This window comes from Mesoterricola sediminis (genome assembly GCF_030295425.1).
GTDB lineage: Bacteria > Acidobacteriota > Holophagae > Holophagales > Holophagaceae > Mesoterricola > Mesoterricola sediminis.
The window spans coordinates 725554-737751 of sequence record NZ_AP027081.1 but is presented as its reverse complement, the minus strand read 5'-3'; the positions used below and the strand labels follow the sequence as shown (position 1 = coordinate 737751).

Below are 12198 nucleotides of genomic sequence, written 5' to 3'. Positions count from 1 at the left end.
GGCTGCGCGCTAGCTGTCCAGCTCTTCCTTGCGGCCCGCGTGGCCCATTTCGAGGAGGCGGTCGTTGGCCTTGCCGGCCCACTCGCTGCCGGGGTAGCTCTCCACCAGCTTCTGGTAGTAGCCCTTGGCCTCCTCCTTGAACTTGGCCAGCTCCTCGTTGATCATGGCCGTGATTTCCTTGTTGAACTGCTGGTGCTGCTCCTTGGAGAGCTTGGAGAAGTCCTCGACGCCCACCTTGGCGGAGAAGTCCTTGGAGAACCGCTTGAGGGTCTCGTTGTGCACGGGGCGCTGGCGCAGGGCCTCGCCCAGGTAGTAGTAGGCGCGCTCCCGGTCCACGTACTCGGGGTAGGTCTCCAGGAGGGTCTTGAGGCGCATCTCGGCGGGGGCGAACTGGAAGTTCTTGACCATGAAGATGCCGACCATCAGCTCGGCCTCGGCCATGCGGCGCCAGCACTGGACGACCTTGGCCTTCGCGTCGACCGCGTAGACGGAGCCGGGGGCCTCCTTGAGCAGGGTCTGGAACCCCTCCAGGGCCTTCCGGGTCTCGGTCTGGTCCCGCTCCGCGTTCATGATGGCGGCGTAGTGGCAGAGGGCGATCCGGTAGAGGACGTAGTCCCGCTTGTCGGACCGGGGGAAGTAGTTGAGGAAGCTCTGGTACTCGACCAGGGCCTCGGGATAGGTGTTGGTGGACCCGAAGAAGAAGCTGTCGGCGATCAGGAGCTTGGCTTCGGCGAACTCCTTGGAGCTGGGCAGGCGCTCCTCGATGACCCGGAGGATCCGGCGCCCGTCGTCCCACTTCCGGTTCTCCAGGTAGATCTTCGCCTCGGCCAGGATCTCGGGCGCCGTCTGGCCCTTGACCTCGGGGCCCTTCGGGGCGGTGATCGGCTTGTTTTTCCGGCACGCCGCCCCCCCTCCCAGGAGCAGGAGGGCGCAGGCGGCGACGGGGAGGAGACGGCGGTTCATGGCGATCCTTTGGTTGCTCAATTCAAGGTGGCGGCAGACGGGGCGGCGGTTCCGGACAGGGCCGGGAATTTGCGTTCCAGCCAGCCCTCGACGAGGGACTCGGCTTCGGGACGCCTCACGTCATGGAATATCTCATGCATGAAGGCATCCAGGCGATGGCGTTCCAGGAGGTCGGGACGGACGGCCCGCCAGAGCGCCTCGGCCCCGTCCGGGTCGGCCACGGTGTCCCGGCCCGCCTCCAGGAGGAGGATGGGGCGATCCAGCTCGGCGCCCATGCCGAGCAGTTCCGCCTGCCCTTCCTGGAGAGCGGCCAGAAAGCCGGCCGTGACCAGGTGGTGGCAGAGGGGGTCGTCCCAGTAGCGCTGCACGAGCACCGGATCGGAACAGACCTGGGTCTTGTCGCCCTTGACGGCCACCGGCCGGTGGGGGGCCGCCAGGAGGAGGAGGCGCTGCAGGAGCCTCAGGGGGGCGGGGATGGGGCGCAGGGCCACGGCCGGGGCGGACAGGACGAGGCCGTCCAGGGCCTCCGGGTGCCAGAGGAGGGCGAGCAGGGCCAGGAGGCCCCCGTAGCTGTGCCCCAGAAGCAGCTGGGGCCGGCGTTCCCCCCAGGCCCGGGCGTCCTCGAGCCGCTCGTGGTGGAGGAGCTGGACCAGGTCGGCCACCGGGGCCTGGATCCCCGCCGCGTCCCCCCGGATCCCGCCGCTGCGGCCGAAGCCCTGGTGGTCCAGGGCGGTCACGGCCCAGCCGAGGCGGTGGAGCCAGCAGGCCGTATGGCGGTAGCGCTCCCCGTGCTCCCCGTAGCCGTGGCTCAGGACGACCCGCCCCCGGGGGGCGGGGTGGTCCCAGCGGGAGTAGGCCAGGGGCCGGCCCCCATGCCCCGTCAGGAACCCCCGGAAGGCGGGCTCGAGATCCTCGGGCAGGACGGAGGGGTTCAGGGACATCCGTCCAGGATACCTCAAGGCCCCGGAGTTCCGGTCCCGGCCCCGGCCCTGTAAAGTGGAAGGGCGCGCCGCACACGGATGGACCATGGACTTTGAAACCCTCGTCAGGGCCAAGAACGAACTCGAACCCCGGGTGGACCAGCTCCGCCGCCACCTGGATGCCGAGCGCAAGGCCCTCGAACTGGAACAGATAGAAGAGCAGACCGCGGCACCCGGCTTCTGGGACGACCCCGAGGCCGCCAAGCCCGTGCTCAAGAAGCGGGGGGTCCTCACCGACGAGATCGCCCTCTCGAAGAAGCTGGGCGGCGGGCTCGAGGACCTGGAGACGGCCCTGGAGCTGGCCCGGGAGGACGCGGAGATGCTCCTGGAGGCCGAGACCCTGGAGGGCCAGCTGCGGAGCGTGGTGGAGGACGCCGAGCTGCGGATGATGCTCAGCGGCGAGCTGGACCAGAACAACGCCATCGTGGCCATCGCCCCCGGCGCCGGCGGCACCGAGAGCTGCGACTGGGCCGCCATGCTCCTGCGCATGTACCTGCGCTACTGCGAGTCCCGCGGCTGGAAGACCGAGACCCTCGACTACCAGGAGGGGGACGAGGCCGGGATCAAGGGCGCCACCATCCTCGTCAGCGCGCCTTACGCCTACGGGTACCTCCGAGCCGAGGCCGGGGTCCACCGCCTCGTGCGGATCTCCCCCTTCGACGCGGCCAAGCGGCGCCACACGAGCTTCGCCGCCGTCTACGTCAGCCCCGAGGTGGACGACACCATCGAGATCGACATCCCGGAGAAGGACCTGCGGGTGGACGTCTTCCGCGCCAGCGGCGCCGGCGGCCAGCACGTGAACCGGACCGAGAGCGCCGTGCGCTTCACCCACCTCCCCACCGGGATCGTGGTGAGCTGCCAGAACGAGCGCAGCCAGATCCAGAACCGCGCCACCGCCCTCAAGGTCCTCAAGGGCCGCCTCTACGAGCTGGAGCGGCGGAAGATCGAGGAGCGGGTGGCCGCCTTCTCCGGGGAGAAGGCCGACGTGGCCTGGGGCTCCCAGATCCGCAGCTACGTGCTGGCGCCCTACCAGATGGTCAAGGACCACCGGACCCTGGAGGAGACCAGCCAGACCCAGAAGGTGCTGGATGGGGACCTGGACGCCTTCATCCGCTCCCAGCTTCTGGCCAAGAGCCTGAAGACCCGTGAGTGAACCCGGGACCCACTGCGATCTCTGCCTGACCCCCATCGGCGCGACGCGCGCCGTCCGCCACGCCGGCGGGAAGCGCCTGGACTTCTGCTGCCCGGGCTGCGCCACCGTCCATGATCTCCTGGGACCCGAGGAGGCCCGCCGCCTGGGGCCCACCTTCCGGGCCGGCCCCCGCGAGGGCGGCCAGCCCCCGGGCCCCTACCTGGAGGCCTGGTTCAAGCTGGACGGCCTGGCCTGCGGGGCCTGCGCCCCCCTGGTGGAGGGCATCCTGCAGGCCCGCCCCGGCGTCGTGAAGGCCACCGTCGAGCCCGTGTCCGAGGTGGCCCAGGTCCTGTACGCCCCCGGCGCCATCAGCAAGGAGGCCATCCAGGAGCAGGCCGCCCGCCACGGCTTCCCCGCCCGGGAGATCCACCCGGCCGAGGACCCCGAGGACACCGGCGGGGGCGTCCACGGCCCCCTCCGCCTGGTCCTGGCCATCGTGCTGGGGGCCAACGCCATGATGAACGCCATGGTCATGTACGCCGCCTACGCCCGGGACGCGGGGGTGGACTGGCTGGCGAACCTGGTGTTCATGGAGCGCCTCTACGACCCGGACCCCCTGCCCCTGACCGTGCGCAACGCCTTCACCCTCACCACGGGCCTGGCGGCCCTGCCCGTCCTCCTCTACTGCGGCTGGCCCATCATGGTGACCGGCTGGCGGCGGGTGCGCCTGGGAGCCCCCAACACCGACAGCCTGGTGGGGGCCGGGGCCCTGCTGGCCTTCGCCGTGAGCCTCTATTCGGCCCTGGTGCTCCACAGCCACCACGTGTACTTCGACACCGCCAGCATGCTGGTCTCCCTCCTGGTGATCGGCCGGGCCATTGAAGGCGGCGCCAAGGGCAAGGCCCGGCGGGCCGTCGCCGGCCTCCTCCAGCTGGCCGCCCCCACCGCCGAGGTGGCGGAGGGCGACGGCTGGCGGGAGCGGCCCGCGGAGGCCGTGCCCCCCGGCGCCAGGGTGCGGGTCCGCCAGGGCGGGCGGATCCCCGTGGACGGCCGGGTGGTGGAAGGCACCGGCTGGTGCGACGCCTCCTCCCTCACCGGCGAAGGCCGCCCCGTCCCCCTGGACCTGGGCGCCCCGGCCCTGGCCGGCACCCTGCTCACCTCCGGCACCGTCGTGCTGGAGGCCCAGGCCACCGGGGAAGACACGCGCCTGGCCCACATCGTGGCCCGGGTGCGGCGCACCCTCGCCACCCGCGCGCCCATCCAGCTCACCGCCGACCGCATCGCCGCGGTGTTCATGCCGGTGGTCCTGGCCCTGGCCCTCCTGGCCGGCTTCGTGGCCGCGGCCCGCGGGGCCGCCGCGTCCCAGGCCCTCATGGCCGGCGTGGCCGTCCTGGTGGTGGCCTGCCCCTGCGCCCTCGGCCTGGCGACCCCCATGGTCCTCGTCTCCGCCGTGGCCGCCTGCGCCCGGCGGGGCATCCTGCTGAAGAGCGCGGACGTGCTGGAGCGGGCCCCCGCCATCCGGGCGCTGATCCTCGACAAGACGGGCACCCTCACGACGGGCCGGCTGGACTTCACCGGCGCCCGCCACGCCGGGCCCGAGGCCGAGGCCCTGCTCCTGGCCGCCGCCCTGGAGGAGGTCTCCAGCCACCCCCTGGCCGAACGGCTCTTCCGGGAAGGGGCGACCCTGGCCCGGGAGCGGGGCCTGGCCCTGCCCACGGTGGACGCCCGCACCGAGCTCCCGGGCCTGGGCGTGACGGGGCGGGTGGACGGCCAAACCGTCCTCATCGGCCGCCCCGCCTGGCTCCAGGCCCAGGGGGTGTCCGCGCCGGAGGCCTGGTGGCAGGGAGATGGGCTGGAGGGTTCCCTGGTCATGCTGGCCCGGGACGGCCGGGCCCTGGCCCTCTGGGGCCTGGGCGACCCCCTGCGGCCCGAGGCGCCCGCCGCGGTGCAGGCCCTCACCCGCCTGGGCATCCAGTGCTGGCTGGTGAGCGGAGACCGCCTGGAGGCCTGCCTTGCGGTGGCCGCCCAGGTGGGCATCCCCGCCGACCGCGTCAAGGCGGGCGCGCTACCGATCGAAAAGGGCGAACAATTGGCCTGGCTCCAGCAGAACGTGGGCCCCACGGCCATGGCCGGCGACGGCGTGAACGATGCGGTGGCCCTCTCCCAGGCCGACCTGGGCGTGGCCCTGGGCCACGGGGCGGGCGTCGCCCTGGAAACGGCGGGGGTGGTGCTCGTGCACCGGGACCTGCGCCGGATCCCCGCCTTCCTGGGCCTGGCCCGGCTCGCCATGCGCCGCATCCGGCAGAACCTCGGCTGGGCCCTGGTCTACAATGCGCTCCTCATCCCGCTCGCCCTCTCGGGCCACATCCACCCCATCCTCGCGGCCACGGCCATGATGGCCTCGAGCATCAGCGTCGTGCTCAACAGCGGCCGGCCCCTCTCCCTCGCGTCCAGGGCCCGGGACCTGGAACAACAGTCATAACACCTGTAAATAATCTTTTTGTATCGCTGCGCCAGATCGATTTTGTATTGCCCAAAGCCTCGCAGCGATTAAATTGAGGGGAGCGGTTCCCGGCCGGGACTGCGAAAGGCCCTGGACGTCCTCGCCTCGCTTCACCCCATCGCTGTCATTCAAGCCCTTTTTACAGACCCCTATTCAACGAACCCATGGGAAAGGGTTCCATGTCGGTCTTCCCAGGCCGGCATGGGACCCAACGCCCCTGCGCCGGTATCCCGGCGCGTCAAGGAAAGTGCCATGCATCCCTTCAAGCCCCTCGTCCTGTCGGCGATGGCCGCCCTGGCCGCCACCGCCCAGATTCCCCTGGACCTCAACAGCCTCTCCGCCTCCGCCGACCGGTACCTCAACCGGAACCTCCAGGCCTCCCCGTACCCCATCACGCGGCAGATGGTCCTGATGCGCGGCGACAACGGCGGCGACGCCGCGCACCTGATGTCGAAGGCCCTCGACGTGCAGCGCTGGACCGTCTTCTACAACCTGGACGGCAACGGCCCGACCACCGATCCGCTGCCCAAGTCGGCCAGCGTGAAGTGCGTGCGGGGCATCTTCGGGGACTACCACACGGCGCCCAAGGCCGTGCCCGACTGCAAGTCCATCCAGGACACCTGGCTGGCCGTCAACCTCGACGCGGCCGTCAACGCCCTGGTGAGCCACGGCTACACCCGGGGCTTCTCCCAGGTGGAGATCCTGCGGCCCGACCGCACGGGCTTCTCCGATGAACTCGTATACCTCTTCACCTGCCCCTGGGAGCGCACGCGGGTGGCCATTTCGGCCAGCACGGGCGCCTACGTCTGGTACCAGGCCTACTAGCCCACCCTTCCGACCTGCCCGGTCCCCTCCATCCATCCCGGATGGTGGGACCGGGTTCGTCGTGTCGAGGCGGGGAGGCTGCCCCTGCTTCCTCACCCATGGGAGGAAGCAGGCACACGATCAGAGGTGGTTACCCTGGAGTGCGGAAAGGCGACGCCATGGGAACCCGAACGATCCTCCGACTCACCTTGAGCGCGGCCACGGCGGTGGCCTGGGCCCAGGAGGCCCCCTACGCCGCCTGGCGGACCCTGACCACCGCCCATTACCGCATCCACTATCCGCCCAGCCTGGCGGACTGGGCCCAGGACGTGGGGAGCCGCATCGAGGGCATCCACGAGGCCGTGGTGGAGCTGGTGGGCTACGAATCCCCCGTGCCCGTGCGGGTGGTGCTGGCGGACCCCCGGGCCGAACCCAACGGCATGGCCCTGCCCCTCCTGCCCTACCCCTACGTCGTCCTCTGGCGCACCGAGCCCCGCAGCGACGATCTCCACAGCGGGGCCTTCAGCACCTGGACGGAGGAGGTGGTGAGCCACGAGCTCGTCCACATCCATCACCTCACCCGGCCCTCCCGGGCGCCCCGCGTGTGGGACCGGATCTTCGGCCTGCCCCTGGGGCCCCTCGTGCTGAAATGCCCCCGCTGGGTCTCGGAGGGCTACGCCACCCTGGCCGAAGGCCGCATCACCGGATCGGGGCGGCCCCACAGCGCCATCCGGGCGGCCACCCTCCGGGCCTGGGCGCGCCAGGGGCAGTTGCCCACCTACGAGGCCCTCAGCGGCATGGACGGCTACCAGGGCGGCAACATGGCCTACCTGGTGGGCTCCGCCTACCTGGCCTGGCTGGAGCGGAGCCGGCCCAGCGACCCCGAGGTGCTCCGGCGCTTCTGGCGCCAACTCGCCTCCCGCAAGGGGCGGACCTTCGACGCGGCCTTCAAGGCCACCTTCGGATGCTGGCCCGCGGAGGGGTACCAGCGCTTCGTCGCCGAGACCACCCACGACGCCCTCGCGTGGGAGGCGCGGCTCCGGGCCGAGGGCCTGCGGGAGGGCGAGCCGGTGCTCCGGGCGCCCGGGACCCTCCGGACCCTGGAGGTGAGCCCCGATGGCAAGCGCCTCCTGGGCTCCCTGGAGGCCCGGCAGCACGCGGGCCTGTGCATCTGGTCCCTGGTCCCCCCCGCCCCGCCCGCCAAGCCGGCCCCGGCGGCCCGGCCGGACCCCCTGAACCAGGCGGAGGACGTGAAGCCGGACATGCCGGAACCGCCCCTCCTCGCCCGCCTGCCCACCCTGGATCACCGGCTGCCCACGAACGGCTGCTGGGTGGATGACCGGACCATCCGCTTCCAGATCAAGCAGGCGGATTCGGAGGGCACCCTCCACCCCGGCCCCGCCGTGTGGCGCCTGGGCCGGGGCGCGGACCTTCGGCCCGTCCAGGTCCCCGCCCCCCGCGCCACCTTCCTGGAACCGATCCACCGGGAGGGCCGGTGGCGGCTCCTCCTGGAGGGCCGGGAACTCCCCCTGCCCGGCCAGGCCATCGGCAGGGCCGTGCTGGACCCGACGGGCACGGCCGTGTGGGCCGCCAGCGAAGTGGACGGCATCTGGGCCATCGTGAAGGTCCCCTTCACCCGCGCGGAGGGGGCGCCCGTCTTCGGGCCCCCGGAGGTGATCACCCGCACCGTGGGCGGGGCCTGGAACCCGGCCCTGTCGCCCGATGGGCGGACCCTGTACTTCACCGTGCTCGACCCCCGGGGCATGGAGGTGCGCCGGCTCGACCTGACCCAGCCGCCCCCGCCCCGGGTCGAGGTGCCGGCCCCCCGCACCTTCACGGAGGCCACGGTGATGCCGCCCCCGGTGGAGACCGTGCACCTGCCGGTGGTGCCGGGCCCCCTGCCCACCCAGCCCTACCGCGCCCGGGCCGAAGGGTGGGTCCAGATGGCGAGCGGCATGACCCTGGGCCCCGCCGGCGAGGCCTGGCAGGTGGGCATCAGCGGGGCGGACCTGCTGGGCCGCCTGTCCTGGCAGGCGCTGGCGGGCTTCGGGAACGCCGCGGGCCCCCGGGGGGCCATGGCCGGGGTATCCTCCGCCGCCTGGGCCTGGAAGCCCGCCCTGGCGGTCTTCACGGACGTGGAGCGGCCCTCCCGGCAGCGGTTCGTGTCCGTCGCCGCGGACCGCCGGCGGACCGGCGCGGAGCTCTCCTTCACCCGGGACCTCCTGGGCGAGACGCCCGTCTGGGTGAGCCCCGTCCTCGGGTGGGAGCGGGTCGAGGATCCGGACGGCGCCTGGACCGCCTTCACCCGCGGCTTCGCGGGGGTCCGGGCGGGGGCGCGCTTCCTCCGGGCCCGGGGCCCCTGGGGCGTCACGGCCACCCCGGAGGTGGAGGTCCAGACGGGCACCACCCGGGCCGACGAGGCCCACCCCTGGACCCTGACCCGGGCCAGCCTGGCGGTGCGGTTCGACACGCCGGCCCTCCCCGTGCGGGTCAACCTGGCGGGAGGCCGCCTCACCCACGCGGCCTCGGAGGACCGCGACCTCCTGCACCTGGGCGGGCAGGCCACGAGCCTGGTGCCCGTCGCCCTGGACGCCACCCGCCTGGAGCAACCCGCCCTTCCGGCCTTCCTGGCCACGGGGGACCGGTTCCTCCGGTGGCGGGGCGAGGCCGGGGGCACCGTGTCCGCCTACCTGGAGGGCACGGCCCTCTGGCGGGAGGGCGCGAGCCGGCCCCCCTGGCTGCGGGTGGCGGGCCTCCGGGCCGCCCTGGACAACCCCCTCGGCGCCACCAGCGAGGAGACCCTCCGGCGCATGCGCCTGGAGATCGGCGTGCACCGCCCCCTGGACGGCGCCATGCGGAACCGCACGGTGGCCACCGTGGCCCTCATCCTCCGGCCCTGAGGGGGCGGGAGGACGGTGCCCGCCCTACCAGAGGGTGGGGCGGGCGGATTCCGGCCGGTGCATGGGACCCTCCTCCCGGCACCCGAAGGCCTCGAAGAACTCCGGCAGGTTGGAGAGGGGTCCGTTGACCCGGGCCTTGGCGGGACTGTGGGGGTCGGTGGCCGCCAGCACGCGGGCCGCGGCCTCCCGGGCGTGGAAGTGCCAGCACTGGGCGTAGCCCAGGAAGAACCGCTGCTCGGCCGTGAAGCCATCGATGGGGGCGGGGCGCGGATGGCCCGCCAGGGAGGCCTGGAAGGCGGCGTAGGCGATCTTGAGGCCGCCCAGGTCGGCGATGTTCTCGCCCAGGGTGAGGCGTCCGTTGAGGGGCAGCCCCGGCAGGGCCTCCAGGGCGTCGTACTGGCGGACCACGAGATCCGTCCGGGCGGCGTAGGCCCGCTTGTCGGCCTCCGTCCACCAGTCGCGCAGGTTGCCCTGGGCGTCGTACTGGCAGCCCTCGTCGTCGAACCCGTGGGTCAGTTCGTGGCCGATCACCATGCCGATGGCGCCGTAGTTCACGGCGTCGTCCGCCTCCGGATCGAAGAAGGGGGGCTGGAGGATGCCGGCGGGGAAGACGATCTCGTTGCGGGTGGGCTCGTAGTAGGCGTTCACGGTGGGGGCGGTCATGCTCCACTCGGTGCGGTCCACGGGCCTGCCCAGCTTCGCCAGGTCCGCCCGGAAGGCGAAGGCCGCCGCGCGGGTGACGTTGCCGAAGTAGCCGGTGGCCTCGATCTTCAGGGCGCTGTCATCGCGCCACACGTCCGGGTGGCCGATCTTGACCGTGAGGGCGTCCAGCTTCTTCACGGCCGCCTCCCGGGTGGCCGGGCTCATCCAGGCCAGGGCCTGGATCCGCGCCCGCAGGGCCCCGCGCAGGTTCGTGATGAGGGCCGCCATGCGGGTCCGGGCGCGGGCCGGGAAGGCCCGGGCCACGTACATGCGGCCCAGCGAATCCCCCAGGGCCTGGTCCTCGGCGCGGAGCACCCGTTTCCACCGGGGGCTCATGTCCCGGATCCCCCGCACGGTGGTGCTGTGGAAGGCGAAGTGGAGGCGCTCGAAGGCCTCGTCCAGGCAGGGCGCCGCCCCATCCAGGACGCGCACCTTGAGGTAGGCCCGCCACTGGGCGGCCGGCAGGTCCCGGCCGAGGGCGGAGAGGGCCTCGAGGAAGCGGGGCTGGCGCACCAGCAGGGTCGCCGGCGCGGCGAGGCCCGCCTCCCGGAAGTAGGCCTCCCAGTCGAAGGCGGGGGCCAGGGCCTTGAGTTCGGCCAGGGTGCGGCGGTTGTAGAGGGCCTGGGGATTCCGCAGCTCCACCCGGGTCATGGAGGCCTGGGCGAGGCGGGCCTCCACCTCCAGGGCCATGGCGGCGTGGGCCCGGGCGAGGGCCGGCTTCTCGCCGGCCAGTTCCAGGAGGCCGGCCAGGTAGGTGCGGTAGCTGGCCCGCAGGTCCCGGGCGCGGTCCGTGTCCAGCAGGTAGTCGTCCCGGTCGGGCAGGCCCAGCCCGCCCTGGGCCAGTTCGGCCGCGTAGGCCCCGCTGTCCCGGTCGTCCACCACCACGTTGAAGCGGAACCCGGCGCCCAGGCCCAGGACCCGCAGGCGGGCCAGTTCCTGGGCCAGCCCCCGGGCGTCCTTCACGGCCTCCACCCGGGCCAGCAGGGGCCGGAGGGGGGCCAGGCCCGCCTTGGCGAGGCCCTTCACGTCCATGCCCGCGCGGTAGAAGTCCCCGACCTGGCGGGGCACGGACCCGGCGGGCGCCTGCGAGGCCGCGGCCTCCTCCAGGATCTCCTTCAGGAGGGCGCTGTTGCGTTCCTCCACCTCGTTGAAGCCGCCCCAGGTCGCGCGATCGGCCGGGATGGGATGGGCCTTGAGCCAGCCGCCGTTGGCGTACTGGAAGAAGTCCTGGCAGGGGGCCGTGGCGGGATCCAGGTCGGCGGGGTGGACGCCCCGGCCCATGGGCGCCTGGGCGGCCAGGCCCACGGCGAGGGCAGAAGCGAGGAAGAGACAGGACGTGCGGACCAAAGCGGACTCCCGGAACGAACGCCCAGTCCACCACGGCGGGGCGCGGCCTGTCTGTGACGCCGGACAAAGGGGGCGCTATGGTGGAGGCGGAGGCGCCCATGAGGATCCACCTGTCCCGCTTCGTGACCACCGCCGTGGACGCCGGCCTGGAGCGCATGGACCAGGAGGGCGCGGCGGCCGCCGCGGCGGGGGCCGAGCTCGTCGTCTTCCCCGAAGGCTTCCTCCACGGCTACCTCCAGCCCGCCGATCCCGCCGCCCTGCGGGCCCGCTTCCGGCGCCTCTCCGGCGACCATCCCCGCACCGCCTTCCTCTTCGGGACGATCACGGAGGCGGGCCGCAACCGCCTCACCTTCTGGGAGGCCGGCGAGGCGCGGGCCCAGTACGACAAGGTGCACCTCTTCCGGCCCAACGGGGAGGACCGGATGTGGGCGCCCGGCGACCGGTACGTGGCCGTGCGCTTCCGGGACTGGACCCTGGGCCTGCTCACCTGCAACGACATCCGGTTTCCCGAGCAGGCCCGCGCGCTGCGCCTGGAGGCGGGCGCCGACGCCCTCCTGGTTCCCGCCTGGTGGCCCTGGCGGCGGGATCACGTCTGGCGCACCCTCCTCCGCGCCCGGGCCATCGAGAACGCCGTATTCACCGTGGGCTGCTGCGTGGCCGCCTCCGAATGGCCCGGGGAACCCTTCTCCGGCGCGGGCAACCACGTGTTCGACCCCCTGGGCGACCCCATCCCCACGGACGACGACCACACCTACGTCCTGGACCGCGCCCGCGCCGCCGCCGTCCTGGTGGACCCCCGCACCACCCACGTCCCCATCTCCCGCGTGGACGTCTGCTAGACATCCTGGCGTGGCCCCGCCATGAATG

Annotated in this window: 8 protein-coding genes; 5 read left to right on the top strand and 3 right to left on the bottom strand. The window is 72.9% G+C overall.

Annotated features, from left to right (window positions below; translation table 11 throughout):
* Positions 1 to 9: 9 nt before the first annotated feature.
* Complete coding sequence (locus R2J75_RS03135) at positions 10 to 963, bottom strand: outer membrane protein assembly factor BamD (RefSeq protein ID WP_316411055.1); 954 nt, start codon at positions 961 to 963, stop codon at positions 10 to 12.
* A 17-nt stretch (positions 964 to 980) separates the two neighbouring features.
* Positions 981 to 1904: an alpha/beta fold hydrolase gene (locus R2J75_RS03130; protein ID WP_316411054.1), complete on the bottom strand. Its 924-nt coding sequence runs from the start codon at positions 1902 to 1904 to the stop codon at positions 981 to 983.
* A gap of 85 nt (positions 1905 to 1989) precedes the next feature.
* Between R2J75_RS03130 and prfB the strand changes: the two genes are divergently transcribed.
* The 4 genes from prfB to R2J75_RS03110 all read left to right on the top strand — a co-directional run bounded on the left by prfB (position 1990) and on the right by R2J75_RS03110 (position 9282).
* Positions 1990 to 3096, top strand: a complete 1107-nt coding sequence (prfB, locus tag R2J75_RS03125) for a peptide chain release factor 2 (RefSeq protein ID WP_243331292.1) — start codon at positions 1990 to 1992, stop codon at positions 3094 to 3096.
* Positions 3089 to 5557, top strand: coding sequence for a heavy metal translocating P-type ATPase (locus R2J75_RS03120; protein ID WP_316411053.1), 2469 nt, complete (start codon positions 3089 to 3091; stop codon positions 5555 to 5557). The genes prfB and R2J75_RS03120 overlap by 8 nt, the downstream gene beginning before the upstream one ends.
* A gap of 273 nt (positions 5558 to 5830) precedes the next feature.
* On the top strand, positions 5831 to 6403 hold the full coding sequence (locus R2J75_RS03115; protein WP_243331305.1) for a hypothetical protein: 573 nt from the start codon (positions 5831 to 5833) through the stop codon (positions 6401 to 6403).
* A gap of 158 nt (positions 6404 to 6561) precedes the next feature.
* Positions 6562 to 9282 carry a hypothetical protein gene (locus tag R2J75_RS03110; protein ID WP_316411052.1) on the top strand — a complete coding sequence of 907 codons (2721 nt, stop codon included), beginning with the start codon at positions 6562 to 6564 and terminating at the stop codon, positions 9280 to 9282.
* 24 nt (positions 9283 to 9306) lie between these two features.
* Here the strand turns inward: R2J75_RS03110 and R2J75_RS03105 are convergent, their stop codons facing one another.
* The gene (locus tag R2J75_RS03105) at positions 9307 to 11331 is read right to left on the bottom strand and encodes a M13 family metallopeptidase (RefSeq protein WP_243345630.1); all 2025 of its coding nucleotides are present in this window, start codon (positions 11329 to 11331) and stop codon (positions 9307 to 9309) included.
* A 98-nt stretch (positions 11332 to 11429) separates the two neighbouring features.
* Here R2J75_RS03105 and R2J75_RS03100 point away from each other — a divergent pair, with 98 nt between their 5' ends.
* Positions 11430 to 12170, top strand: coding sequence for a carbon-nitrogen hydrolase family protein (locus R2J75_RS03100; RefSeq protein WP_243345629.1), 741 nt, complete (start codon positions 11430 to 11432; stop codon positions 12168 to 12170).
* Positions 12171 to 12198 lie beyond the last annotated feature (28 nt).

Excerpts from the sequence above, each read along its gene's own strand:
- R2J75_RS03115 (WP_243331305.1), top strand. The coding sequence starts at position 5,831 with ATGCATCCCTTCAAGCCCCTCGTCCTGTCGGCGATGGCCGCCCTGGCC.
- R2J75_RS03110 (WP_316411052.1), top strand. The coding sequence starts at position 6,562 with ATGGGAACCCGAACGATCCTCCGACTCACCTTGAGCGCGGCCACGGCG.
- R2J75_RS03130 (WP_316411054.1), bottom strand. The coding sequence starts at position 1,904 with ATGTCCCTGAACCCCTCCGTCCTGCCCGAGGATCTCGAGCCCGCCTTC.
- R2J75_RS03135 (WP_316411055.1), bottom strand. The coding sequence starts at position 963 with ATGAACCGCCGTCTCCTCCCCGTCGCCGCCTGCGCCCTCCTGCTCCTG.
- R2J75_RS03100 (WP_243345629.1), top strand. The coding sequence starts at position 11,430 with ATGAGGATCCACCTGTCCCGCTTCGTGACCACCGCCGTGGACGCCGGC.
- prfB (WP_243331292.1), top strand. The coding sequence starts at position 1,990 with ATGGACTTTGAAACCCTCGTCAGGGCCAAGAACGAACTCGAACCCCGG.